The sequence below is a fragment of the Pseudomonas sp. PDM03 genome (assembly GCF_014852385.1).
GTDB lineage: Bacteria > Pseudomonadota > Gammaproteobacteria > Pseudomonadales > Pseudomonadaceae > Aquipseudomonas > Aquipseudomonas migulae.
In genome coordinates, this window is record NZ_JACVBM010000001.1 from 471,395 (window position 1) to 496,943 (window position 25,549).

The 25,549-nt window shown below is 60.9% G+C and carries 23 protein-coding genes and 1 pseudogene; 6 read left to right on the top strand and 18 right to left on the bottom strand.

The features are described 5' to 3' along the window. Positions 1-115: 115 nt before the first annotated feature. From IB254_RS02355 to IB254_RS02380, 6 genes are all read right to left on the bottom strand, one after another. Positions 116-1,141, bottom strand: coding sequence for a LacI family DNA-binding transcriptional regulator (locus IB254_RS02355; RefSeq protein WP_008031114.1), 1,026 nt, complete (start codon positions 1,139-1,141; stop codon positions 116-118). A gap of 138 nt (positions 1,142-1,279) precedes the next feature. Beyond that, positions 1,280-1,888, bottom strand: coding sequence for a LysE family translocator (locus tag IB254_RS02360; RefSeq protein ID WP_192416239.1), 609 nt, complete (start codon positions 1,886-1,888; stop codon positions 1,280-1,282). A gap of 52 nt (positions 1,889-1,940) precedes the next feature. Further along, positions 1,941-2,780, bottom strand: a complete 840-nt coding sequence (locus IB254_RS02365; protein ID WP_192416240.1) for an AraC family transcriptional regulator — start codon at positions 2,778-2,780, stop codon at positions 1,941-1,943. A 76-nt stretch (positions 2,781-2,856) separates the two neighbouring features. Further along, complete coding sequence (locus IB254_RS02370; protein WP_192416241.1) at positions 2,857-3,498, bottom strand: DUF1345 domain-containing protein; 642 nt, start codon at positions 3,496-3,498, stop codon at positions 2,857-2,859. 177 nt (positions 3,499-3,675) lie between these two features. Next, positions 3,676-6,774 carry an efflux RND transporter permease subunit gene (locus tag IB254_RS02375; RefSeq protein ID WP_192416242.1) on the bottom strand — a complete coding sequence of 1,033 codons (3,099 nt, stop codon included), beginning with the start codon at positions 6,772-6,774 and terminating at the stop codon, positions 3,676-3,678. A gap of 15 nt (positions 6,775-6,789) precedes the next feature. Beyond that, positions 6,790-7,947, bottom strand: coding sequence for an efflux RND transporter periplasmic adaptor subunit (locus IB254_RS02380; RefSeq protein ID WP_192416243.1), 1,158 nt, complete (start codon positions 7,945-7,947; stop codon positions 6,790-6,792). A gap of 295 nt (positions 7,948-8,242) precedes the next feature. On the opposite strand from IB254_RS02380, the gene IB254_RS02385 reads away from it, so the two are divergent. Together IB254_RS02385 and IB254_RS02390 are read left to right on the top strand one after the other, a co-directional pair. Continuing rightward, positions 8,243-8,944: a response regulator transcription factor gene (locus IB254_RS02385; RefSeq protein WP_008031130.1), complete on the top strand. Its 702-nt coding sequence runs from the start codon at positions 8,243-8,245 to the stop codon at positions 8,942-8,944. 4 nt (positions 8,945-8,948) lie between these two features. After that, entirely contained in the window at positions 8,949-10,250 is a 1,302-nt protein-coding gene (locus IB254_RS02390) for an ATP-binding protein (RefSeq protein WP_192416244.1), read from the top strand. A gap of 104 nt (positions 10,251-10,354) precedes the next feature. On the opposite strand, the gene IB254_RS02395 is transcribed toward IB254_RS02390, so the two are convergent. Genes IB254_RS02395 through IB254_RS02405 form a run of 3 tightly spaced genes read right to left on the bottom strand, consistent with a single transcriptional unit; the run spans position 10,355 to position 12,193 of the window. Next, on the bottom strand, positions 10,355-11,122 hold the full coding sequence (locus IB254_RS02395) for an anti-sigma factor family protein (RefSeq protein WP_192416245.1): 768 nt from the start codon (positions 11,120-11,122) through the stop codon (positions 10,355-10,357). Continuing rightward, positions 11,119-11,616, bottom strand: coding sequence for an RNA polymerase sigma factor (locus IB254_RS02400; RefSeq protein WP_202949142.1), 498 nt, complete (start codon positions 11,614-11,616; stop codon positions 11,119-11,121). Before IB254_RS02400 ends, IB254_RS02395 begins: the two co-directional genes overlap by 4 nt. Before the next feature lie 46 nt (positions 11,617-11,662). Next, on the bottom strand, positions 11,663-12,193 hold the full coding sequence (locus IB254_RS02405) for a tetratricopeptide repeat protein (protein WP_192416246.1): 531 nt from the start codon (positions 12,191-12,193) through the stop codon (positions 11,663-11,665). A 187-nt stretch (positions 12,194-12,380) separates the two neighbouring features. Here IB254_RS02405 and IB254_RS02410 point away from each other — a divergent pair. Next, positions 12,381-12,536 (top strand): annotated as a pseudogene (locus IB254_RS02410) (SAM-dependent methyltransferase); the annotation flags it as partial. Positions 12,537-12,643: 107 nt separating this feature from the next. Here the strand turns inward: IB254_RS02410 and IB254_RS02415 are convergent. The 6 genes from IB254_RS02415 to IB254_RS02440 all read right to left on the bottom strand — a co-directional run bounded on the left by IB254_RS02415 (position 12,644) and on the right by IB254_RS02440 (position 19,946). Next, positions 12,644-13,597: a D-2-hydroxyacid dehydrogenase family protein gene (locus tag IB254_RS02415; RefSeq protein WP_192416247.1), complete on the bottom strand. Its 954-nt coding sequence runs from the start codon at positions 13,595-13,597 to the stop codon at positions 12,644-12,646. Positions 13,598-13,610: 13 nt separating this feature from the next. Continuing rightward, positions 13,611-14,633 (bottom strand): alpha/beta fold hydrolase, encoded by a 1,023-nt coding sequence (locus IB254_RS02420; RefSeq protein ID WP_192416248.1) that lies wholly within the window; start codon positions 14,631-14,633, stop codon positions 13,611-13,613. An 83-nt stretch (positions 14,634-14,716) separates the two neighbouring features. Further along, the gene (locus IB254_RS02425) at positions 14,717-15,151 is read right to left on the bottom strand and encodes a YqaA family protein (protein WP_192416249.1); all 435 of its coding nucleotides are present in this window, start codon (positions 15,149-15,151) and stop codon (positions 14,717-14,719) included. Beyond that, complete coding sequence (locus tag IB254_RS02430) at positions 15,151-15,600, bottom strand: DUF411 domain-containing protein (protein ID WP_192416250.1); 450 nt, start codon at positions 15,598-15,600, stop codon at positions 15,151-15,153. The genes IB254_RS02425 and IB254_RS02430 overlap by 1 nt, the downstream gene beginning before the upstream one ends. A 1,179-nt stretch (positions 15,601-16,779) precedes the next feature. After that, positions 16,780-18,771: a methyl-accepting chemotaxis protein gene (locus tag IB254_RS02435; RefSeq protein ID WP_192416251.1), complete on the bottom strand. Its 1,992-nt coding sequence runs from the start codon at positions 18,769-18,771 to the stop codon at positions 16,780-16,782. A gap of 179 nt (positions 18,772-18,950) precedes the next feature. Beyond that, the gene (locus IB254_RS02440) at positions 18,951-19,946 is read right to left on the bottom strand and encodes an aldo/keto reductase (protein WP_192416252.1); all 996 of its coding nucleotides are present in this window, start codon (positions 19,944-19,946) and stop codon (positions 18,951-18,953) included. Positions 19,947-20,065: 119 nt separating this feature from the next. On the opposite strand from IB254_RS02440, the gene IB254_RS02445 reads away from it, so the two are divergent. Beyond that, the gene (locus IB254_RS02445; protein WP_192416253.1) at positions 20,066-20,992 is read left to right on the top strand and encodes a LysR family transcriptional regulator; all 927 of its coding nucleotides are present in this window, start codon (positions 20,066-20,068) and stop codon (positions 20,990-20,992) included. 6 nt (positions 20,993-20,998) lie between these two features. Here the strand turns inward: IB254_RS02445 and IB254_RS02450 are convergent, their stop codons facing one another. Then, positions 20,999-21,139 carry a hypothetical protein gene (locus IB254_RS02450; protein WP_008024803.1) on the bottom strand — a complete coding sequence of 47 codons (141 nt, stop codon included), beginning with the start codon at positions 21,137-21,139 and terminating at the stop codon, positions 20,999-21,001. Positions 21,140-21,321: 182 nt separating this feature from the next. On the opposite strand from IB254_RS02450, the gene IB254_RS02455 reads away from it, so the two are divergent. Continuing rightward, positions 21,322-21,510 carry a hypothetical protein gene (locus IB254_RS02455; protein ID WP_008024801.1) on the top strand — a complete coding sequence of 63 codons (189 nt, stop codon included), beginning with the start codon at positions 21,322-21,324 and terminating at the stop codon, positions 21,508-21,510. Between the two features lie 19 nt (positions 21,511-21,529). Here IB254_RS02455 and IB254_RS02460 read toward each other — a convergent pair whose 3' ends face one another. Then, positions 21,530-21,901, bottom strand: coding sequence for a fe2+ zn2+ uptake regulation protein (locus IB254_RS02460; protein ID WP_192416254.1), 372 nt, complete (start codon positions 21,899-21,901; stop codon positions 21,530-21,532). Positions 21,902-22,100: 199 nt separating this feature from the next. On the opposite strand from IB254_RS02460, the gene IB254_RS02465 reads away from it, so the two are divergent. Beyond that, positions 22,101-24,449, top strand: coding sequence for an acylase (locus IB254_RS02465; RefSeq protein ID WP_192416255.1), 2,349 nt, complete (start codon positions 22,101-22,103; stop codon positions 24,447-24,449). A gap of 55 nt (positions 24,450-24,504) precedes the next feature. On the opposite strand, the gene IB254_RS02470 is transcribed toward IB254_RS02465, so the two are convergent. Further along, on the bottom strand, positions 24,505-25,506 hold the full coding sequence (locus IB254_RS02470) for a FecR family protein (RefSeq protein WP_192416256.1): 1,002 nt from the start codon (positions 25,504-25,506) through the stop codon (positions 24,505-24,507). Positions 25,507-25,549 lie beyond the last annotated feature (43 nt).

The following is a 25,549-nucleotide window of genomic DNA, read 5'->3' on the forward strand; positions in this document are numbered from 1 at the left end:
GATGAGGTTTGTGATGATCTTTCGGGCCTCATCGCGAGCAGGCTCGCTCCCACAGTGGCGCTATGTTCGCAAATCCAATGTGGGAGCTAGCCTGCTAGCGATGAGGCCTTCACATTCACCGAAGATTTCCTCTGGTCGACCCACGCACAATCAACCGCGCCGAAAAATCCATCGTCCGCACCGGCCCGTCATCCCCGCGCAAGCGCTTGAGCAAGCATTCAAACGCACTCGCACCCATCTCGGTCGTCGGTTGGGCGAGGGCGGTGATGCCGCTGCCCACCAGCGGGTACCAATCCAGATCATCGAGGGCGATCAAGCCGACATCCTCGAACAACGTGCACTGCAATTCGCGCAACGCATGGGTCGCGGCCAGCGCCGCAATCCCGTTCGCGCAGAACAGCGCCTTCGGGCCGGGGCCGGGTGTATCGAGAAAAGTCTTGAGGTTTGCCGTGAGGTCACTGCCGGTTTCGATCATCGTTCCGCGTAGCGCCGAACGCCGGGCGATCTGCGCCTTGAAACTGCTGACCCGTTCGATCCGCGAACTGGTGCCGTCAAACGGTTCAGTGACCAGCAGCACATCGCGATAACCGCGTTCTTCAAGGTGGGCGATGGCGATCTCGACCGCTGCCGGGTTGTCCAGCCCGACCATGTCACTTTCGAGGTGCTCGACCTTGCGGTCCACCAGCACCAGCGGCATCTCGCGATGCAGTTCCTGCAATTCGTCGCGGTGGTGGCCGAGGGTGTTCACGATCAGCCCTTCGATGTTGTACGAGCGCAGCAGGGCCAGGTGCTGGCATTCCTGCTCGTCATCGCGGTCGGTGTTGCACACCACCAGGCTGTAGCCGTGTTGACGGCAGGCGGTTTCCACCCCGTGCATCACGGCAATTGAATAAGGGTTGCGGATGTCGGCGACCAGCATGCCGATCAGGCGGGTTCGTCCACGTTTCAGACCGCGCGCCATCTGGTTCGGGCGATAGCCCAGTTCGGCAATCGACTGTTCGATGCGCAACGCAATCGCATCGGACAGCAAGGCGCGATCCTCGCCGATGAACCGTGACACGCTGGCCTTGGAGACCTTGGCATGTTCGGCGACATCAAGCATGGTCACGCGGCTGCGCTGGGCGGCGGAGAAATCGTTCACGGTCTGAAACCTTCTTATTGGAGTTATAAGGTCCGTGCGTTTGAGATCGCACTGAAACCGGTTTCAGAAGACACCAAAAGCAAATACGCCGTCAAGCCCCGCATCGTCGATTGTCCGACAATGGCCGACGAATGGGATTCAGGCCCAAAGACTCAACCAGGCCGATCCCAACAGCAACAGGGCCATGCAGCGATTGAAGCGTTGCATTGAGCGAGGTGAGCGCAACCAGCGCGTGGAGCCCGCGCCGAGCAACGCCCAGACCCCAAGGCAGGGCAGGGAAATCAGAAAGAACGCCAGCGACAAAACCATCACATGGGCCAGGCGCTGTTCGCCGGCCCCGGCAAATACACTGACAACCGCCAGCGCCATCATCCAGGTTTTCGGGTTGATCAGTTGCAGGCTGGCAGCGCCCAAAAGACCGAGCCGGGCGTTGGCATCTTGGGTGGTGACGGCCTCTGCCGGGGCGTTGAAAATCTGCCAGGCGAGGTAACTCAGCCAGGCCACGCCGATCCACTGCATAGCGGTTTGCACGAAGGGCCAAGCGGTCAACGACGCTCCGGCACCGCTGCCGACCAACAACACAATTGTCGCGGCGCTGGCACAGGCGCCTAGGATGATCGGCACGGCGGCCACCAAGCCGTATCGGGCACTGTTGCTCAACACCAGAATGTTGGTCGGGCCGGGCGTGATCGACGCTACGAACGCAAACAACAGGAAGGGCAGTAACGTCGGGAAAGTGGACAGCATCGCGGGCAAACTCCGGTGAAGATCTTTGAAGTCGATCTTCACAATCCCACGGTCAACTGTCTGGAAGATTTGAGCAGCGCTTGCGATACAACGCGGGCGTCAGGCCGTAGGCCCGCACGAACCAGCGGCCCAGATGACTCTGGTCGGCGAACCCCAGCGCCATGGCCACCGTGGCCGGTTGTTCGCCTCGGGCCAGCATTCTGCGGGCCGTGGCCAGGCGCAATTGCACCAGATAGGCGTGCGGGGCGATGCCGTAAGCAGCCTTGAAGGCACGGGTCAGGCGAAAGCGATCGACGCCCGTTGCGGCGGCCAGTTGATCGAGGCCGATGTCCTCGTGGGCATGGGCGTGCAGATACTCCCGAGCCTTCTGCGCCACCAACGGCAATCGCGGGTCTTCGCCATAACGGGCACGCCAGTGCAGGTGAGTGGTGAGGCGTTCGAGCAGGGTGTCGAGGGCCGTCTGGCGGACGATTTTCAGTTCGCCGTTGTGCAGCGCCTGAAACGCCAGGCTGGTGGCGTGGGCCAGGCGCACGTCGGTGGCCAGGGTATTGGCGAAGCTCAATTGACTGTTGTCCGGCGCGTTGTCGAACACGGCACTGAGTTCGCGCTTCAACCACTGCGGGTCGAGGTACAGCATGCGGTAGGTGAAACCGTCTGCCGTCGGTGCTTCGCCATCATGGATGTCACCCGGTTCGAGCAAAAACACCTTGCCCGGCGTGCTCTGGTGCCGGGCCCGCCGGCAGTTGAATTGCTGCACCCCTTGCTCGGTGACGCCCACCAGATAGCTGTCATGCCAGTGCGGATCGTAGGCGTGGCCCTCGAAATGCGCGCGCAACGTCTCGATGCCGGTGTCGGCGTCCTGGGCCAGGTCGATCCAGTTGTGAGTGGTCATGCTGCACCTGTGAGACGGATTGCCGGGTTATTTAACGCCCGTGGCGAGGGCGATGCCTAGAACGTTTGTGCACGGCTCAGTTGAACAGGCCCGCAGCGATGTTGATCGAGAACCCGAGAATCGCGGTGTTGAACAGAAAACCGATCAGCGACTGCGCGAGCACAATCTTGCGCAAGTCCCGAGTGGCCACGCCGACATCGGAGGTCTGCACGGCTGCGCTGATGGTGAACGAGAAATACAGGAAGTCCCAATAATTGGGGGTGGTCAGCCCTTCGGCAAAACGCAGTGCCGGGTCTTTGCCGGCCCAGGTGTAGAACAGGCGGGCGTAATGCACACTGAAAATCACCCCGATCAACAGCCATGAACCGATGACGGTCAGCGCGGTAAACCCGTAATGCAACAGCTTGCGGGTGGTTTCCAGGTCCTTGCTGCCGGCCAGTTCGAAGGTGATGGTCGCCAGGCTGGCGATGGCGGCGATGCACACCACGAACAGCACCAGCCCGGCGTTCTCGTCTTCGACTTCGGCAATGCGTTTCACATCCGGCGCTTTGGCGCGGGCGGCGAGCCAGAACATCAGCACCAGATACGACCAGACCCCGGCGTTCCAGCCGAGGAGGATTTTGCTGATGATCGAATCGGCCGGAACCAGAATGCCCACCGCAACACCGAGAGTTGCAGCGGCGGACAGGCGAGGGTGGGTGCGGGCGAGGAAGGGCATGTGAGCTCGATGGGCCGGGGTATGCAAACACCTTAGCCCAGCGTGGCCCTTTCTGACCAACACCGATCCCGTGTAGGAGCCGGCTTGCTGGCGATAGCGTCTTTTCAGGCGAAAAATATATCGACTGACACACCGCTATCGCCAGCAAGCCGGCTCCTACAAGGGGAATGTTTGCGGTCAGTTGGTTTTGTGGCGTTTGCGCACCAGCTTCATCACCACCACAAAAAACACCGGCACAAACACCACCGCCAGTGTCGCGGTGATCATCCCGCCAATCACCCCGGTGCCGATGGCTTGCTGGCTTGCCGAGCTTGCGCCAGTGGCGATCGCCAGCGGCACGACGCCAAGGATGAACGCCAGGGACGTCATGACGATTGGCCGCAGGCGCAGGCGAGCGGCTTGCAGGGTGGCGTCGATCAGGTCGTGGCCTTCGTCGTACAGGCTCTTGGCGAACTCGATGATCAGGATCGCGTTCTTCGCCGAGAGGCCGATGATGGTGATCAGCCCGACCTTGAAGAACACGTCGTTGGGCATCCCGCGCAAGGTTACGGCCAACACCGCGCCCAGCACGCCGAGCGGCACCACCAGCAGCACCGAAGTCGGAATCGACCAGCTCTCATACAACGCCGCCAGGCACAGGAACACGATCAATAACGACAACCCGAGCAGGATCGGCGCCTGGCTGCCGGACAGCCGTTCCTGCAGCGATAACCCGGTCCATTCTTGGCCCAGGCCTGCTGGCCCTTGCGCGACCAGTCGCTCGATTTCCGCCATGGCTTCACCGGTGCTGTGACCCGGTTTTGGCTCGCCGGAGATACTGATCGCCGGATAGCCGTTGTAACGGGTCAACTGCGCCGGGCCCTGAGTCCATTTGGCCTGGACGAAGGCGGACAGCGGCACCATTTTCCCGCTGCTGTTGCGCACGTGGATCTTCAGCAGGTCGGCGACCTGACTGCGTTGATCGCCTTCAGCCTGGACCACCACCCGCTGCATCCGCCCCTGATTGGGGAAGTCGTTGATGTAAGCCGAACCGACTGCGGTGGACAGCACGCTGCCGATGTCGGTAAACGAAACCCCCAGCGCATTCGCCTGTTTACGGTCGACGATCAGTTGCACTTGCGGCGCTTCGGCCAGCGCGCTTTCGCGCACGTTCATCAGGATCGGACTTTTCTCGGCGGCCGCCAGCAACGCGGTACGCGCCTGCATCAGCGTGGCATGGCCGAGGCCGCCACGGTCCTGCAAGCGGAACTCGAAACCGCTGGAGGTGCCGAGGCCGTCCACCGGCGGCGGCAGGACCGAGAACGCCATGGCGTCCTTGATCTGGCTCAGCGCGATGTTGGCGCGGTCGGCAATCGAGCTCGCCGAGTCGTCGCTGCCGCGATCCGACCAGTCTTTCAACGTGGTAAACGCCAACGCCGCGTTCTGCCCGCTGCCGGAGAAACTGAAGCCGAGAATCACCGTGCTGTCGCCGACGCCCGGTTCGGTGGCGTTGTGGGCTTCGATCTGCTCGACCACCTGCACCGTGCGATTCTTGCTCGCGCCGGGCGGCAGTTGAATGTCAGTGATGGTGTAACCCTGATCCTCCACCGGCAGGAACGAAGAGGGCAGACGACTGAAGCACAGGCCCAGACCGATCAGCAGCACGCCGTAGATCAGCAGGTAACGACCGCTGCGTTTCAGCGCATAAGCGACCCAGCCCTGATAGCGCTCGGTCAGTTGCTCGAAGCGTCGGTTGAACCAGCCGAAGAAGCCGCCCTTGGCGTGATGCTCGCCCTTGGCAATCGGCTTGAGCAGCGTTGCGCAGAGCGCCGGGGTCAAGGTCAGGGCGAGGAAGGCCGAAAACAGAATCGAGGTGGCCATCGACAGCGAGAATTGCCGGTAGATCACCCCGACCGAACCCTGCATGAATGCCATTGGAATAAATACGGCGACCAGCACCAGAGTGATGCCGATGATCGCCCCGGTGATCTGCTTCATCGCTTTGCGCGTCGCCTCTTTGGGCGACAGGCCTTCGGTGGCCATGATCCGTTCGACGTTTTCCACCACCACGATGGCGTCGTCCACCAGAATGCCGATGGCCAGCACCATGCCGAACATGGTCAGTACGTTGATCGAGAACCCCAGCGCGAGCATGGTCGCAAAGGTACCCATCAGCGCCACTGGCACCACGAGGGTCGGAATCAGCGTGTAGCGGAAGTTTTGCAGGAACAGGAACATCACCGCGAACACCAGCACCATCGCTTCGATCAGGGTGTAAACCACTTTGGTGATCGAGACTTTGACGAAAGGCGAGGTGTCGTACGGGATCTTGTATTCCACATTGGCCGGGAAGTAGCGCGCCAGTTCATCCATCTTTGCCCGCACCAGCGTCGCCGTGCTGAGGGCGTTGGCGCCGGGGGACAATTGCACGCCGACGGCGGTGGACGGCTTGCCGTTCAGACGCGTGCCAAACTGATATTCCTGGCTGCCGATCTCGACCCGCGCCACATCACCGATGCGCACGGTGGAACCGTCCGGATTGGCCTTGAGCACGATGTCAGCGAATTCTTCCGGGGTCGATAGCTGGCCTTTGACTAGAACGGTTGCGGTGATTTCCTGGGTGGTGCGGGTCGGCAAATCGCCGATGCTACCGGCCGAAACCTGGGCGTTCTGCGCAACGATGGCGGCATTGACGTCAGCCGGTGTCAGGTTGAAACCGATCAGTTTCTGCGGGTCGATCCAGATCCGCATCGCCCGCTCGGCACCGTACAGCTGGGCCTTGCCGACACCGTCCAGGCGCTTGATCTCGTTCATCACGTTACGCGCCAGGTAATCGCTGAGCGCCACGTCGTCGAGTTTGCCGTCAGTGGAGGTCAGGGTGATCAGCAGCAGGAAACCGGCGGAGACTTTCTCCACCTGCAAACCTTGCTGGTTGACCGCTTGCGGCAGGCGCGACTCGATGACTTTCAGGCGGTTTTGTACATCCACCTGGGCCATTTCCGGGTTGGTGCCCGGTTGAAAAGTCGCCTTGATCGTGGCGCTGCCGAGGCTGCTTTGCGACTCGAAATACAACAGATGATCGGCGCCGTTGAGCTCTTCCTCGATCAGGCTGACCACGCTTTCGTCCACGGTTTGCGCCGAGGCGCCCGGGTACACGGCGTAGATTTCGATCTGCGGCGGTGCGACATCGGGGTACTGCGCCACCGGCAATTGCGGAATGGACAGGGCACCGGCCAGCAGGATGAACAGGGCAACCACCCAGGCGAACACCGGGCGGTCGATAAAGAACTGCGGCATAGAAAAGCGTCCTGCTTACTGACCAGAAACCTGGGCAAGTGGAAGAGGGGAGTCGTCGATCTGTACTTTCTCGCCGGGCTTGGCGTGTTGCAGGCCTTCGATGACGATGCGGTCGCCAGACTTGAGGCCTGCGGTGACGATCCAGCGATCGTTTTGCACGGCGCCCAGCTCTACGGTTTGCTGGCCGACGCGCAGGTCTGCATCGAGCACCAGCACCTGCGCAACACCCGCGCTGTCGCGTTGAATGGCGCGTTGCGGCACGCTGATGCCTTGCTGGTTCACCGCTTGTTCCAGGCGCACCCGCACGAAGCTGCCCGGCAGCAAGTCGAGGTCGGGGTTGGGAAACTCGCTGCGCAGGATGATCTGGCCGGTGCCCGGGTCGACGGTGATGTCGGTGAACAGCAGCTTGCCCGGCAGCGGATAGAGGCTGCCGTCATCCTGAATCAGCGTGGCTTTGGCCTGACCCTGACCCACTTCCTGCAACTGGCCGGAACGGAAGGCGCGGCGCAGGTCGTTGAGTTCGCGGGTCGACTGGGTGAGGTCGGCATGAATCGGGTTCAACTGCTGGATCAATGCCAGCGGCGTGGTTTCGTTCTGCCCGACCAACGCGCCTTCGGTAACCAGTGCGCGGCCGATGCGCCCGGAAATAGGGGCGGTGACGGTGGCGTACCCGAGATTCAATTTCGCTCGATCCACGGCGGCTTTATTGGCCGCGACTTCAGCGGCGGTTTGCCGTACGGCAGCCCGGGCGTTGTCGTAATCCTGGCCGCTGATGGCATTGCCTTCGATCAACTGGGCGTAGCGCTGTTCTTGCAGCCTGGCCTGGTAGGCGTTGGCCTCGGCCTTGCGCAGCGAGGCTTCGGCGCTGTCCAGGTCAGCCTTGAACGGTGCCGGATCGATGCGGAACAGTACGTCGCCTTTTTTCACGTCGCTGCCTTCGTGGAAGGCGCGTTGCAACACCACGCCGGCGACCCGGGCGCGCACTTCGGCAATCCGTGGCGCGGCGATCCGTCCGCTCAGTTCGCTGGTGATCGACAGGGGCCGGGGTTTGATGGTCTCGATGCGCACGGTGGCCAGCGGCGCCTGCTCTTCAGCGTTCGAGGACTTGTCACACGCGCTCAGCGTCAACGCCAGGGCAAGCAGGCTGAGCTTGGCAAGCAGGTTCTTCGACATGTAAATACCCCAATAATGAACTCCCGCATCCTACGGGGAGGCGACGAGGGTAGCGGTGAAGCTTTGTTGGTGCTGTGTGAAATTGTGTAATGGTTTTGCTCAGGCACGGGTGAGGGCGTATATCCTTCACGGCTTGAAATTTATTGCGCCTGTCAGGCAGTCATCGCTAGCAGGCTAGCTCCCACAAGGGATCTCATGTGGACACAAACATTGTGAACACCACTGATCCCCTGTGGGAGCTAGCCTGCTAGCGATGGCGGCATAACAGCCGCCACTGCACTCTCTGGAAACACCCATGCCCAACATCCTCCTGGTCGAAGACGACACCGCGCTCTCCGAGTTGATTTCCAGCTACCTGGAACGCAACGGCTACTCCGTCAGCGTGATCAGCCGCGGTGACCACGTGCGCGAGCGCGCGCGGGTCAATCCGCCGGACCTGGTGATCCTCGACCTGATGTTGCCAGGCCTCGACGGCCTGCAAGTCTGTCGCTTGTTGCGCGCGGATTCGGCCACGCTACCGATCCTGATGCTCACCGCTCGCGACGACAGCCACGATCAGGTGCTGGGCCTGGAAATGGGCGCCGATGACTACGTCACCAAACCCTGCGAACCCCGCGTGTTGCTGGCCCGTGTTCGTACACTGTTGCGTCGCAGCAGCCTCAGCGAACCGCAGACCGCCAACGACCGCATCCTCATGGGCAATTTGTGCATCGACCTGTCCGAACGCACCGTGACCTGGCGTGAACAACTGGTCGAACTGTCCAGCGGCGAATACAACTTGCTGGTGGTGCTGGCCCGGCATGCCGGCGAAGTGTTGAGCCGCGACCAGATTCTGCAACGCCTGCGCGGCATCGAATTCAACGGCACCGACCGCTCGGTGGACGTGGCGATTTCCAAGCTGCGACGCAAGTTCGACGACCATGCCGGCGAGGCGCGCAAGATCAAGACCGTGTGGGGCAAGGGTTACCTGTTCAGCCGTTCCGAGTGGGAATGCTGAGGCGATGTTCAGAATTCTCTTTCGCCTGTACCTGGTGACGATCATTTCGTACAGCGCGGCGATCTATCTGGTGCCGGACGTGGTGATCAAGGTCTTCCAGGAGCGCTTTGTCACCTACAACCTCGATTACTCGCGCGGGTTGCAGTCGCTGATCGTCAAGCAGTTTCACGCCGTGCCCGAAACGCAGTGGCCAGCGTTGGCGGCCGAGATGGACAAGGAATTCAACCCGCTGCACATCGTCCTCAGCCGCAATGACGATGACGGCCTGACCCTGGCGGAACAGAAACGTTTGCAGCGTGGCGAGAATGTCGTGCGCATCGGCGACTGGGGCTGGCGCACGCTGGCGGTGGCACCGTTGAACTCGCAAACCGTGGTGCAAATGGTCGTGCCGCCGGACCCGCTGGACGTGAACTTGCTGTACTGGAGCATCAACGTGCTGATCGGCGCGACCATGCTCGCGTGTCTGTTGCTGTGGCTGCGCCCGCACTGGCGTGACCTGGAGCGGCTCAAAGGCACGGCTGAACGCTTCGGCAAGGGGCATTTGAGCGAGCGCACCCAGATCCCCACCCACTCCAACATCGGTAGCCTAGCCAACGTTTTCGACACCATGGCCGGCGATATCGAAAACCTGCTGAACCAGCAGCGGGATTTGCTCAACGCCGTTTCTCACGAACTGCGCACACCGCTGACCCGCCTGGATTTTGGCCTCGCGCTGGCGCTGTCCGACGATTTGCCGGCTGCCAGTCGGGAGCGCCTGCAAGGGCTGGTCGCGCACATTCGTGAGCTGGATGAGTTGGTGCTGGAGCTGCTGTCTTATAGCCGCTTGCAAAACCCGGCCCGGCTACCGGAACAGGTGGAAGTGTCGCTGGATGAGTTTATCGACAGCATTCTGGGCAGTGTCGACGAGGAGCTGGAATCCCCTGAAATCGTGATTGACGTGCTGCTTCACGGCCAGCTCGAACGCTTCACACTCGACCCTCGGCTGACTGCCCGGGCGATTCAGAACCTGCTGCGCAACGCGACGCGCTACTGCGAGAAGCGAATTCAGATCGGGGTTCAGGTCTGTGCCAAGGGGTGTGAAATCTGGGTCGATGACGATGGGATCGGTATTCCCGATGACGAGCGCGAGCGGATTTTCGAGCCGTTTTATCGACTGGATCGCAGTCGCGATCGGGCGACGGGCGGCTTTGGCCTGGGATTGGCGATCAGCCGCCGGGCGCTGGAGGCACAGGGCGGCACGCTCACCGTCGAACCGTCTCCGCTGGGCGGCGCACGGTTCCGTCTATGGCTGCCAACCCCGACCTGATGACCGCCGCAAAACCTGTGTAGGAGCCGGCTTGCCAGCGATGGCGTCCTTGAATTCAACGCAATGTCTGATGGCCCCATCGCCAGCAAGCCGGCTCCTTCAGGTCACGCGCTGAGCCGGCTTTTAACCAACTTCGCCATCTCTTCCAGCTCCGACGCCGGGTTGTGCCCGATCAGCATCCACGCATGTTCCATGTCCGCCCAATACACCACGTTCATTCCATGCCGACGCTCGTGGGCGAAGTGGCGACTGCCACTGTTTGAGCGGGTGACGCACAACGCCATGGGGCCGTGCGCCGGGTCCAGATACGTAATCTGGGCGATGGGCATGCCGTCGTATTCGAGGATTTGCGCACGCTTGAGCTCAACGCGTGGCAAGCTCAGTTGAGCCGGCAAAAGGCGCAGCCCCAGGCGTGCGTCGATGGTGTGCAATTGCGCGCGCTGAGTGGCTTCGTCGCTGGGCAAGTGTTCCAGGGTTTGCGGCACGTACATCGACATGTAGTCCGCCACCAGCCCTCGCCAGCTGGATTTGTGCTGGCTCGCCTGCCAGCCAAGGAACAACCGGTCCGCGAGCACGCCGCTCAACACCAGGCCGGCTGCCGCCGCGAGGAACCGGCGCCGATTTATCGCGGGCCGGGCAGGCGAGGGCAAGGTGTCGAGCATCGCTTGCAGGCGGTCCACGGGCGCCTGTTGCGCCAGTTCGTCGTAGGCGGCCTTGAACGGCAGGCTGCTGCGGGCCAGCCATTGAAGGCGCAGGTTGAGCATCGAGTCTTCGGCGATGACTGCGTCGATGCGGCTGCGCTGATCGCTATCGAGTTGGTCGTCGAGGTAGGCCACCAGTTGCTCGTCCGTAGGCATCGTGTGATCGTTCATCGACGTTCTCCTGTGGAAGGGTTCGACACCGCGTGCAAGGGCGGGTACTCGGCCAGTTTCGCCCGCGCCGCGGCCAGGCGGCTCATGACCGTGCCGATGGGCACGTCCAGGACTTCGGCGACTTCGCGATAGGACAGGCCCTCCACGTAGGCCAGAAATACCGTTTCGCGTTGCGCTTCGGGTAGCGCATCGACGCGCCGAATCACCTGCGTGGCGAGCACGTGAGTTTGCGCGGCGTATTCACCGTCGAACGACAAGGCGTTGTCGGCATCCACCAGCCCCTGGCCCTGACGCACCCGGCGCGAGCGCACTTCGTTGAGCCAGATCGAATGCAGAATGCTCAGCAGCCAGCGGTCCAGGCGGCTGCCGGGGACAAATTGCCCGGCACACTCCAGCGCCCGCACGCAGGTGGCCTGTACCAGGTCTTCGGCGACATGCCGCTGTCGGGACAGCAGCAGGCCGTAGCGCCATAAGCGCGCCAGGTGCTGGCCCAGCTCTGCCCGTATTGCCTGATCGCTGGCGATGGCGACCTCCGTCCTGTCAGGTTTTCGATGAATCGTTAATGGCTTCAGCCAGGTCCCGGTATTCTTCGCAGGTGCTGCCGCAGATCGATTTTATCTGCTGCAACTGCTCCTGGGCGAGATCCAGCCGGCCCTTGATCACATACGCCTCGCCGAGGTACTCGCGGACTTGCGCGTACTGCGGATCGAGTTTGACCGATTGCAGGTAGTAACCGATGCCCTCGTCGGTGCGCCCCAGTTTACGCGTAGCGTAGCCGCGATAGTTGAGCGCCTTGGCGGTGTCGGGTTCTTTCAGCGTGTCGAGCAGTGCCAGGGCTTCCTCGTAGCGACCGTCCTTTGCCAACCGATAGGCGTAATCGGTACGGTCGGCATCGGATACCTCGCCGCTGGTCTGCCTCACGCATTTCTGCGACCTGGAGTCGAAGACCTGGCCTTTCGGGCAGTTGGGCCTGGCCGGTGCGTCATCTTCACCATTGGCCAATGCAAGGGTAGCGGACAACGCAAAGGCGAGCAGTAGCTGAACGCTAAAAACAGCAAGACGTGTATTCATGGATGATCTCCACTGGTTTATTCGTTTCAGTTCAACCACGCCCCGGCAACATGCACGCAAGGTGTTATCCCGCAGGCCGAAATGATGAGTCTTCGCTGTCATGAACACCGCAGGGTGAACAATTATTCATTTCTATCTGGCAGTCTTTTCGAGGCACGCGCCCACAGGTCCGTGGTCGATCTGGGTGTCCACCCGTTTTGTCGCGGCTTTATCTGCGCAGGAACGGGCGAAGGTGGATGGGCAAATTCGCGGGCTGATCGCCGCTGAGCCCGAATTGCGGGGCAAGGACGTGGTGACGGTGCCTTATGTAACGGCGGCGTTTGTCGCGGTGAAGGTCAGCTAGATTTGTGGTGCGGCCAATCGCTAGCAGGCTAGCTCCCACAGGGATTTCGTGAACACTGGAGATCCACTGTGGGAGCTAGCCTGCTAGCGATGAACGATGACGCGGTATCAGCTTAGAAGGCGACTCGGCGTTCCAGCTGACCAGGCCTGAATGTCCTCGATCATCTGCGAAAAGAACTGATGGTAATTCTGCTGGCTGACGTACCCGACATGCGGCGTCGCCAGCACATTCTCCAGGGTCCTGAACGGGTGATGAGCGGGCAAGGGTTCCTGCTCGAACACGTCCAGTGCCGCACCGGCCAGCCGTCGTTTTTGCAACGCCTTGATCAGCGCCGCCTCATCGACAATCGGCCCGCGAGCCGTGTTGACCAGCAGTGCGGTGGGTTTCATCCAGTCCAGCGCTTGCGCGTCGACCAAGCCGCGACTGCGGTCGCTGAGCACCAGATGCACCGACAACACGTCGGCCTGTTCGAACAACGCCTGCTTGCTGACGTAGGTCACGCCCACTTCGGCGGCGCGTTCGGCTGTGAGGTTTTCGCTCCAGGCGATTACCCGCATGCCGAACACCTGGCCGAACTGGGCGACTCGCTGGCCAATGCTGCCCAAACCGAGAATCGCCAGGGTCTTGCCGTGCAGGTCGCCACCCAGCCCTTGTTGCCATTTACCTGCACGCAGGGCGTTGGCTTCCACGACCAGGTTGCGGGTGGCGGCCATGATCAGCGCCCAGGTCAGTTCCGGCGCGGCGTGTTTGTAACTGTCGGTGCCGCTGACCTGAATGCCAAGCGCGGCAGCGGCTTTCAGGTCGAGGGCGGCGTTGCGCATGCCGCCGGTGACCAGCAGTTTGAGGGTCGGTAGCCGACGCAGCAGGTCTTCATCGAAGCGGGTGCGCTCGCGCATTACGCAGATCACTTCAAACCCGGCCAGCCGTGTTGCCAGCGTTTCGTTATCCGCCGGGTAGTCATGGATGAAACTCACCTGGCCGATGGCGTCCAGCGCCGACCAGTCAACCACCTGCCGCGCCACATCCTGCCAGTCATCGAGTACCGCAATCTGCACAGCCATCCGCCTTACCTCATCAATGAACGGGGTTGGAATTGTTCAGCCAGGCGAGCAAGGCCTGGTGGAATTTTGCCGGTTCTTCCATTTGCGGCGCGTGGCCCATGCCGGGGAATTCGACCAGCGTCGAGTGAGGAATCAGTTTCGCCACCTGTTTGCCGAGTACGTCGTAGTGACCGATTTTCGCTTTGACCTCGGGTGAGGCGATGTCCTTGTTGATGGCCGTGGAGTCGGCAGTGCCGATCAGCAACAGCGTCGGCACCTTCAGGTCCTTGAATTCGTAGTACACCGGCTGGGTGAAGATCATGTCGTAAATCAGTGCCGAGTTCCACGCCACCCGGGTTTTGCCCGGGCCTTTGGCCATGCCTGCGTACATGTCTACCCAGCGGTCGAATTCGGGTTTCCAGCGGCCGTCGTAATAGGTGCTGCGCTGATAGTCGTGAATGCCTTGCGCCGTCACCTTGAGCTCACGCTCGTACCATTGATCCACCGTGCGATACGGCACGCCGAGGGCTTTCCAGTCCTCCAGACCGATTGGGTTGACCATCGCCAGTTGTTCGACCTGCTCGGGATATTGCAGCGCATAGCGGGTGGCGAGCATGCCGCCCGTGGAATGCCCGAGCAGGCTGGCCTTCTGGATGCCGAGGGCTTTGAGCAGTTGTTGGGTGTTCGCCGCCAGTTGCTGGAAGCTGTACTGATAATTGTCCGGTTTGCTGGAGGTGCAGAAACCGATCTGGTCCGGCGCGATGACCCGGTAACCGGCATCGCTCAAGGCCTTGATCGATGTATCCCAGGTTGCGCCGCAGAAATTCTTGCCATGCATCAGCACGATGCTGCGCCCGTTGGCCTTGCCGTGCGCGGCGACGTCCATGTAGCCCATTTGCAGGGACTGACCCTGGGACTCAAAGGCGAAATGCTTGAGCGTATAGGGGTATTCGAAGCCTTGCAGTTCGGGGCCATATTCCGGACCGTCGGCCGCGATGGCCGGCAGTGCGGCGGTCAGCAGCAGGCTCGGTAGCCAGCGGGAGCGTGCGAGGGGCATGGGGAACTCCAGAGGAAATCGGCGATGCTGGATCGGCATGATTAGGGCGGCATTAAGCACAGGCAATCGCGGCGGGTGATGGTTCAACCGATCCAGCCCAAAGTCCCCAGGGCCAGTACGCCGTAACGGGCGCCTTTGGCGAGTGTCACGATCAGCAGGAAGCGCCCCAGCGGTTCGCGCATGACGCCGGCGACCAGCGTCAGTGGATCACCGATGACAGGCACCCAACTCAACAGCAACGACCAATGACCGTAGCGCTGATAATGAATGCGGGCCTTGTCCAGATGGCGCGGACTGACCGGAAACCAGCGCCGGTCGCGAAACCGCTCGATACCGCGACCCAACCACCAGTTCAGCAGCGAGCCGAGCACGTTGCCCAGCGTCGCAACTGCCAGCAGCGACCAGAGCCAGTACTGCTCGCTGAGCAACAGCCCCACGAGGACCGCTTCGGACTGCAACGGCAGCAGGGTCGCCGCACCGAATGCGGCGAAAAACAGCCCGATGTACGCCGCAGACATCAATGGGCGGCGGGGTAGTCCGCCACCACCACGTCAGTGCCGTCCTTTTTCAGGCCAATCACCTGATAGGCGTCGCTCATGCCGTCCATTTCCATGCCGGGCGAACCCATCGGCATGCCGGGCGCGGCCACGCCCAACAGATCGTCACGCTTGCTCAAGGCCAGCACTTGATCAGCCGGGACATGGCCTTCGACGAATTTGCCATTGATTAAACCGGTGTGGCAGGACGCCAGACGTGGCGGCACGCCGTGTTGTTGCTTGAACTCGCTCATGTTGGCTTCGACGTGATCCTCGACCTTGAAGCCATTGGCCTCCAGGTGGCTGATCCACTTTTTGCAGCAGCCGCAGTTGGCATCGCGGTGGACCTCGATGGGGATGAGGTCGGCGGCCTGGGCCAGGGACGAAATGAACAGGGCGCTCAGGGCGACCAGACGCAGATGGGTTCGCATGGAGGGATCTCGACTCGGATGGCGGTCAAAAAAAGAGGCATTTTGACTATTTTAGCCGGTAAAGAGCGGCGAGATTGTTTCGAATTAATGCTGAGCTTGGGGGAGATTCTTTGTTGCACTGGCTTTGGTTGGTGTACATATCCATTGGTTTGGTGATGGCTGATATTGGTTTCGCCCTTACGGCGAGTCACTTGGAAGAGCGCCAAGTAACCAAGCGCTTTTGCCCCTTTCGTTCGGTGGCTCGCTAATGCTCGGCATGCCCTCGCTCCGGTCCTGCTCCGTGGGCCCGCCGCCATCGGCCATCCATGGCCGGGGGCGGCTAACCCGGCATCCATGCCGGGTTGCCCACTGCGCAGAACCTGCGCTCGGCCTCTCGAGGGGGCGTGCACCTCAAGATCAAAAGCTGAAGGCGAGCTAACGCTCGACCTGATGAGTGGTGAAAAGCAAAAGCGCACGCCGATCCCTGTAGGAGCCGGCTTGCTGGCGATGGCGGTGGGTCATCCAGCATATTTGTTGACTGGACGGATGCCATCGTCGGAACGCCGCCCGCAGCAAGCCGGCTCCTACAGTTGATCGTATTTATCCAAATGCAAGTGCATTTCCCTTGTAGGAGCCAGCTTGCTGGCGATGGACGCCAACGATAACGCGGGCTGTCTGAATGAACGCGTCGCCTAGACGTTTTTCGCTGGCAAGCCGGCTCCTACAGTTGATCGTATTTATCCAAACACATGTGCATTTCCCCTGTAGGAGCCAGCTTGCTGGCGATGGACGCCAACGATAACGCTGGCTGTCTGAATGAACGCGTTGCCCATACGATTTTCGCCGGCAAGCCGGCTCCTACAGGGAATCCCATACGCTTTTGATTCCCACCACTCATCAGGCCGAGCGTTAGCTCGCCTTCTGCTTTTGATCTGAGCGCCCCCTCGAGAGGCCGAGTGGAGGTTCTGCGCAGTGGGCAACCCGGCATGGATGCCGGGTTAGCCGCCCCCGGCCATGGATGGCCGATGGCGGCGGGCCCACGGAGCAGGAACGGAGCGAGGGCATGCCGAGCCTTAGCGAGGCACCGAACGAAAGGGGCAAGAGCCCTTGGTTACTTGGGGCTTTTCCAAGTGACTCGCCGTAAGGGCGAAACCCCTATCAGCCATCACCAAAACAATGGATATGCACACAAAAGCCTAATCAGCGGACCTTGAACCGCCCCATGATCGCGCTGACACGTGAGTTGGCCTCCAGCAACTGCCGGGTATTGAGCTCACTGGCCTGACCGCTTTTCACCAGTTCATCCACCATGTGGCGGATCTGCACCATGCTGCGGTTGATCTCCTCCGTCACCGCACTTTGCTGTTCGGCGGCGGTGGCGATCTGGGTGCTCAGGCTGTTGATGTGACTGACGGAACCGGCCATTTCGTCCAGCCCGGTATTGACCCGCGCCGTGGCATCGGCCGCTGACTGGCAGCTAGCCTGGGTGTTTTCCATGGCGCTGACCGACGAACTGACGCCTTGGGTCAGGCGCGTGAGCATCTCGTTGATTTCCGAGGTGCTGGCCTGGGTTCGGGCGGCGAGGGCGCGGACTTCGTCGGCCACCACCGCAAAACCGCGACCTTGCTCACCGGCACGCGCCGCTTCAATGGCTGCGTTAAGGGCCAGCAGGTTGGTCTGGCCGGCGATGGCGCCGATCACCCCGAGGATTTCGGTGATGCGCTGGGCGTCCTGCTGCATGCTTTCGACTTTATGGGTGGCGCTGGCCACTTCGTCGATCAACGCAATCACACTACTGGACGCTTCACCCACCACGACCCGCGAACGGTCGGCGTTTTCGTTGGCACGCTGAGTGAAAGCAGCGGTTTCAGCGGCGTTCTGCGCCACGCTTTCGGCGGTCGAACTCATTTCGGTAATGGCGGTGACGGTCTGATCGGTTTCCGAAGCGTGGCGCACCAGAATCTGGCTGGTATGCGCAGAGGTGCGTTGCAGGTTGTCGAGGCTGGACGCCATGGCGCCTGTGGCCTGGGTGACTTCGCCGATCATGTTTTGCAGGTAAGCGATGAACGCGTTGACCGAGTGGCCAATGGCGCCCAGCTCGTCTTCGGCACGAATGGTGATGCGTTTGGTCAGGTCGGCGTCACCGGCGGACAGCGCGTCGATATTGGCCTTCAGGGCTTTCATGCGCTGGATCAGTTGGCGGATTGCATAGATTTGCAACAGCACCAGCAGGATCACCATCGGGATTTGCAGCAGGCTCAGCGTGCTGAGCACGTCGTCGCGCTGGGCGGTGATCAGCTTGGTCGGCAGGGCGGTGGCGAGGAACCACGGCGTGCCTTCGATAGGGCGCATGAAGAAGGTGCTGGCTTCGCCTTTGTTGTCGAACTCGACCCGCTGCGCCTGATCACGGTTTTGCAGGCCGGCCTTCACTTGACTGGCGAAGGGCGAGTTACCGGCCAGTTCGCTGATGTTCTTCAGTACGATCGGTCCGCTGATGCGCGAGCTGTTGCTGATGATCTTGCCGTCGGCCTCGACGATGAGCATTTCGGCACCGAGGTCTTTTTCCTTGCGCGCCACCAGGTCGTTGAAGAAGCCCAGGGTCACGTCGATGGTCGACACGCCATAGGCTGCGCCGTTTTTCTGGATCGCCATGGCGCAGTTGGTGCGCGGCTCGGCGCTTGCGTCATCTTTATAGGCCGCTGCCCAGGCGCATTGCCCGCGTGGGGTTTGCATGCCGCCCTTGTACCAGCTCTGGTCGTAATAGTTGGGCGCGGCGTCGCTGTTCCAGAAGGTATTGACCGCCAGTTTGCCCGAGGCATCGCGATGCCAGAACGTGCTGAACTTGTTGCGTCCCGCTTCACGCTGGCCGGGCAGGGGCCAGATGCCGCCACCGAAGACTTTCAGTTCGCCGTACTGATCGACCAGGCCCGGCAGGACCGTGTCGATGGCGGCGCTGTCGAGCAGGGGGATGGTCTGGGTGATGCTGCGCTGTTGCGCCTGAACCTTGTTCAGTTCGCCCTGGATTTGCTCGGCGACTTCGGCGATGCGATTGAGCGCGACTTGTTCTTCGGTGTGGCGCAGCTTTGGCGCGACCAGTTGGCTGATGCCAACCACGGTGAGAATGGACAGCAGCAGAATGAACAGGACCAGAAACAGCGTGTAGCGAGCCTGAATAGTGCGGAATGCGGGCATGGGGCCGGGTCCTTTTGAGCAGCGATCTTATTGTGGGTATCGGTATGAAACTGGACGCTTCAAAGGGCTATCGGCTGGCTCAAGTCGAGCTTTAGGTACGATCGTACAAGAACGGAGGGAGGTGACGGACGGCGGGATTGCGCCGGCCCGTTCAGGCAATTGAACGGGCCGGACGCAGGTTAACGGTCGAGCAACTTCAGGATTTCTTCGGGGTAACGCAAGCCGGCGGTGGCATTCGCCGGGAAGATCGCTTCCAGCGCGTGCAACTCTTCACGGCCAAGTTTGATTTCCAGCGCTGCCACGTTTTCCTCCAGGTATTTACGCTGTTTGGTCCCGGGGATCGGGATCACGTAATCACCCTGGGCCAGCACCCACGCCAACGCGAGTTGACCCGCCGTCACGCCTTTTTCCGCCGCCAGGTCCTGTACTTGCTGCACCAGCAACAGGTTTTTCGCGAAGTTGTCACCCTGAAAACGCGGGCTGAACCGACGGTAGTCGTCCGCCGCAAAATCGTCCGGGCTTTTCAGTGCGCCCGTCAGAAAGCCCCGACCCAACGGGCTGTAAGGGACAAAGGCAATGCCCAATCGCTGGCACGCGGCCAGGCAGCCGTTGTCTTCCTGATCCCGGCTCCATAACGAATACTCGCTTTGCAGCGCGCTGATCGGATGAACCTGGTGTGCCCGCTCCAGCGTTGCGGCCGAGGCTTCGCTCAAGCCCAGGTAACGCACTTTGCCGGCCTTGACCAGTTCGGCCATGGCGCCGACGGTTTCCTCGATGGCTACTTGCGGGTCGATGCGGTGCTGGTAGTACAAGTCGAGGGTTTCGACGCCGAGCCGCTTGAGGGTGCCATCGATAGAAGCGCGGATGTATTCCGGGCGTCCGTCGACCCCTCGGGCGGACGGGTTCGCCGGATCGCGGACGATGCCGAACTTGCTCGCCAGGAACACTTGATCACGCTTGCCGGCGATGGCTTTGCCGATCAGTTCTTCATTGGTGTGCGGGCCGTACATGTCGGCGGTGTCGAGCAGGTTGATGCCCAGTTCCAGCGCACGGTGCAGGGTGGCCGTGGCTTCCCGGGTGTCCGTGCCGGTGGTGTAGAAATCGGTCATGCCCATGCAGCCCAGACCGATCGCGCTGACCTGCGGACCGTTTTTACCCAATTGACGTGTTTGCATGAAAATCAGCTCCCTGTGAATGTGGATCCCATTGTTCACCTCGACAGAATCCAGATAAACCAGCTAAAACTGCTATCACTATTAGTAATTTCTAAATAATCAGCCGGTACGACAGCACAATGGATCGATTCAACGCCATGCGCGTATTCACCCGGATCGTCGAGCTGGGAGGCTTTGCCAAAGCGGCAGACAGCCTGCAATTGCCCCGCGCCTCGGTGACCATTCTGATCAAACAGCTGGAGGCGCATCTGGGCGTGCAGTTACTGCAACGCACCACGCGGCAGATCAGCCTGACGCTCGACGGCGCGGCCTACTACCCGCGTTGCGTGCGTTTGCTGGCGGATCTGGAGGAAACCGAAGCGGTGTTCTCCGCCGCGCGTCAAAACCCCAAGGGTTTGTTGCGCGTGGACATGCCGGCTGGGGTAGGGCGCCTGATCGTGATCCCGGCCTTGCCGCAGTTCACGGCCCGCTATCCCTTGATCGAACTGGAAATCGGTTTGAATGACCGGCCCGTGGACCTGATTCGCGAGGGCGTCGATTGCGTGCTCCGGGGCGGTTCGTCACTGGACGACTCTCTGGTGGCGCGGCCGCTGGTCATGCTGGATCAGGTCACCTGCGCCAGCCCCGGTTATCTGCAACGGCACGGGACGCCGCAGTGCCTGGCCGATCTGGAGGGGCATGAAATGGTGGAGTACGTTTCCAGTCACAGCGGCAAACGTTTTGGACTGGAGTTTGTGGTCGATGGCCAGATACAACCGATCAATCTGTCCAAGCATGTGGCGGTCAACAGCGCCGACGGTTATCTGGCGGCGTGTGAGGCGGGGTATGGTTTGGTCCAGACCCCGTACTATCACGTGGCCAGGCAATTGAAGGAGGGCAATCTGGTCGAGGTGCTGAGGGAAGTGCCGCCACCGGGGATGCCGTTGGCGGCGCTCTATCCTCCTCACCGTCAGCTGTCGCGGCGGGTACGGGTGTTTGTCGACTGGATGGTTGAGCTTTGCGCGCAGCCGGGAAATGGCTTTGTCAAAGAACATTCAAGCCGCTGAAAAATCCTAACGGTGTTGGTAGTAACCCGGTCCGCCACGGCCGTCGTAATGGTGGCCGCCGTGCCATCCGCCGTGGGGGAAAATAATGCAGCCGCTCAGGGAAAGTATGGCCAGCAGGGGAATCAGCAGTGTGATTCGACGGAACATTTCAAAATCCTCATGGTTATCGCCGCTATGAAGCCAAAAGGCTTCATCGGCTGTAACATGAGACCCCGTTTGCAGCGCCCCATCCCCGGAAAACGGTAATGGCTTGGCATGCATTCGGATACAAACCCGATACATTTTCAGGTTCGCCTTACGTTTTAGCTTTTTGTTTAAGGAAAAGGGCAATGACCCAGTCGCAACGTTTGAAATACTCGATTCTGATCTCCTTGGTGGTGCTGGGGATCATGTTTGGCCTTTCGTATTTGCAGAATGCCGGGGTCATCAGCGAAAAACTGTTCCAGTACATCGCTATTGGCGTGGCGGTGATCGTGGTGGTGATCAATGGCGTGATGCGTCGCAAGGTCAAGCCCTGAGCGACGCACCACGGGCAGGTTATTCGCCGTGCAATGCGGCGAACGCCTGCGGGTGCAAGCTGTAGCTTTTGTCCGGGTTCAGGGTGATCACGCCTTCGCTGCACAAGCGTTTCAACACTTCGCGCACACTGAGAAAGGACAGCGGAATATCCAGGTCCAGCAGGTGACTGTGGACGCCGCGCACACCCAGGCTGCGATCGCTTTCGGCGGCGGTCAGCAAGGCGTCGATGACTTTCAGGCGGATCAGGCTGGTGCGCAGGCCGAAGCTCTTGAGCAGTACCCGGATCCGTTCGTTGCTGTGTCGTTCAGTACGCGTATTGAACAGGCCCGAGCCCATGGAAGTGCCCATTGGCGCAGTGCTACCGTCCGTTGGCAGTTGCGAGTTGTACATGCAAAATCTCCTTTTCAGAGCCTGAACCGGAAAGATGTGTTGGGTGCTCTTACTCAATAAGACGTACGAGCCACCCAAATCATGAAGGATCAGATGTAGAAATTTTGTTGCCATCACGTCAGAAGCTTGTAAATCCCCGCAGAAACGCCCTCCGGCGGCCTAAATTTTTGTCATGAATTTCGTTCCTGTAGGAGCGAGTGTGATTATTACCAGGCAGTTAACCCGATTGAGCCTTGCCGCCGTGTTGGTGGGCTTGAGTCTTGCGGCACACGCGCGCAGCCAGCCGGATGCTTCGGCGACGGCCGATATCCGCCGGACCAGCTTCGGCGTGCCGCATATTCGTGCCGACAACGAACGTGGCCTCGGCTACGGCATCGGCTACGCGTACGCGCAGGACAATCTGTGCCTGCTGGCCAATGAGATCACCACGGTGAACGGCGAGCGTTCACGTTATTTCGGCCCGGAGCAGTTCACGGTCGAAGAGCGCGAAAATCAGGTCAGCGACGTGTTTTTCAACTGGTTGAATACGCCGCAAGCCGTCGCTGCGTTCTGGCAGGCCCAAACGCCGCAAGTCCGCGACCTCATTGAAGGATATGTGGCGGGTTACAACCGCTCGCTGGCGGAACGTCGCGCTCAAGGTTTGCCGCAGCAATGCCAGGGCGAATGGGTGCGGGACATCACCGCGCAGGACCTGATCAAGCTGACCCGGCGCTTGTTGGTCGAAGGCGGCGTCGGGCAGTTTGCCGAAGCGCTGGTCGGTGCCACACCACCCAAAGCGGTCGCGCAGAATACACAGGCCTCGGCGCAGTTCCAGCTAGCCGCTGCACGTATTCAACGGTTCGCGCTGGATCGCGGCAGCAACGCAGTCGCGGTGGGCAGTGAGCGTTCCTTCAATGGCCGTGGCATGTTGTTGGCCAACCCGCATTTTCCGTGGGTCGGCGGGATGCGCTTCTATCAGATGCACCTGACCATCCCCGGTAAACTCGATGTGATGGGCGCGGCGCTGCCCGGCCTGCCGATGATCAACATCGGCTTCAACCAACACCTGGCCTGGACCCACACCGTGGACTCGTCCAAGCATTTCACCCTGTATCGCCTGCAACTCGATCCGAAGGACTCGACCCGCTATTTGCTCGACGGCAAGTCGCTGCCGATGAAGCAGCAGACCGTGACCGTGAAGGTGAAACAGCCTGACGGGCAGACCCGGTCGGTCTCTCGCGTGATTTACAGCTCGCAATTCGGCCCGATCGTGCAATGGCCGGGAAAACTGGACTGGGATAACCAGTTCGCCTACAGCCTGCGCGATGCCAACCTCGATAACGACCGGGTGTTGCAGCAGTGGTACGCGATGAATCGTGCGGTCAGCCTCAAGGAATTGCAGGCATCGGTTCACAAGATCCAGGGCATCCCGTGGGTCAACACCCTGGCGGCGGACGATCAGGGGCAGACGCTGTACATGAACCTGTCGGTGGTGCCGAACGTCAGCGCCGACAAACTGGCCGCGTGCAGCGATCCACGGGCCGGGTTGCAGATGATCGTGCTCGACGGTTCCAACAGCGCTTGTGCCTGGGACATCGACCCGGCGGCGGCGCAAAAAGGCATTTATGCCTCGGACACATTACCGCAGCTGTTGCGCAAGGACTTTGTGCAGCACTCCAACGATTCGGCGTGGATGGCCAACCCGGCACAACCGCTCACCGGTTTCTCGCCACTGATCAGCCAGGACAGTCAGCCGTTGGGCCTGCGCTCACGTTTTGCCCTGGATCGCCTGGGCGCATTGAACAAGGTCGGACCGATTGCCGCGACCGATCTGCAACAGATGGTGATGGACGATCAGGTGTACCAGGCGACTCAAGTGATGCCGGATTTGCTGAAATTCTGCGCTGAAGACCTGGGCGCCGATGCCCCGACGCTCACGCCGCTGTGTACCAGTCTGAAGGCCTGGGACCGCAGCGCGAATCTGGACAGCGGCGTGGGATTCGTACATTTCCAAAATGTCATGGAAGCGCTACAGGAAGCGCCCGATGTCTGGCGTGTGGTGTTTGATCCGAAAGACCCGCAACACACGCCTCGCGGCCTGGCGGTCGAGCGAGCGGAAGTTGCCAAGGCTGTGCGCGAGGCGATGCTGGCGTCGGTGGAATCGGTCAACACATCAGGACTCAAGACGGACAGCCGCTGGGGCGATATCCAGGTGGTCAGCAGCGGTGGCCAGCAGACGCCGATTCACGGCGGACCCGGCACCCTGGGCGTGTACAACGCGATTCAGAGCGTGCCGAGAACCGACGGCAAACGTGAAGTGGTCAGTGGCACCAGCTATTTGCAAGTGGTGACGTTCGACGACAAGGGACCGCAGGCCAAAGGGCTGTTGGCGTTCTCGCTGTCCAGCGACCCGGCCTCGAAGCACGCCAACGACCAGACGTTGGCCTTCTCGAAGAAACAGTTGAGTGTGTTGCCGTTCACCGAACAGCAGATCACTTCGGACCCGCAGTACCAGGCACAGACCATTCGCGAGCAGGATGAAAAAGCCGCGAAGGTGGCCAAACAGTAAATCGAAAAGAGTTTGAGTGCAGAAAGAAGGCCGCTCCCCGCAAGGGTTGCGGCCTTCAGCTTTTAGGCGGTTGCTGCGGCATGGAATTGAGGACCGGATTGCCGTCCTTGTTGCGGGTCAGGTAGACCGGCAACACCTTGGGCAGCGTCGCCACAAGGCTGTTGAGTTCCTTGATGTTGTAGATGCCGCCGAGGCGGATTGAGCCGGTGCTGCTGTCGGCGACCATCACCGGGGTGTTCAGGTAACGATTGATCAATGGCAGGGCTTCGGACAACGCCAGGTTATCGAGCACCAGTTTGCCGTGACGCCAGGCCAGCGAGCTGTCGTTGGCGTAGGTCTGGCTGATTTGCGGCGTGAAGTCGCCGTGTTTGTAGCGCGCCTGCATCGATGGCTCAAGCCGCAGGCCATCACCCGGCAGGTCGTTGTTGCTACTGACCAGTACCGAACCTTCGATCAGGTTGACGCGCACCTGATCCTCGTACATCCAGACATTGAACTGGGTGCCGGTGACCCGGATTCTGCCTTCTGCCGCCCGAACAATAAACGGGTGGTTCGCGTCGTGGCTGACTTTGAAGAAGGCTTCGCCTTTTTCCAGACTGACGCGGCGCTGATCCTTGTAATTGCTGTAGGTCAGCTCGGTGCCAAGGTTCAGTTCGACCTGGGTGCCATCGCTCAGTGTGACCTGACGGACCGTATTGCTGGCTTCGAAATGCTGGTACGAAGTGGGGATCCAGCCCAGATTCCACCCGCTAAAAGCCGCCAGCGGCAACGCCAGGGCGCACACGGCGGCAGCGATGCCGAACGTGCGCCAAGGCGTTGTGGGTTGGAGGCGAGCGACAGGCATGACGGCTTCGGGACGAGGCAAATCTCCCGCGACATCCCAAATCTCCAGCATGGCCTCGTACTCGAACGCATGCAGTGGATCAGCGTCAAGCCACTGTTCGAATGCTTGCCGTTCCTCGGCCGTGCAGTCGGTGGCATGCAAACGCATGCACCAGTGCGCAGCGGCATCGGTGATGGCGTCATATTGGGCTTGAGAGAGAGGGGTGTCGGTCATTGACTCATCCTGATTTCCTGCATTCTAACCTTGAGGGCAGTCT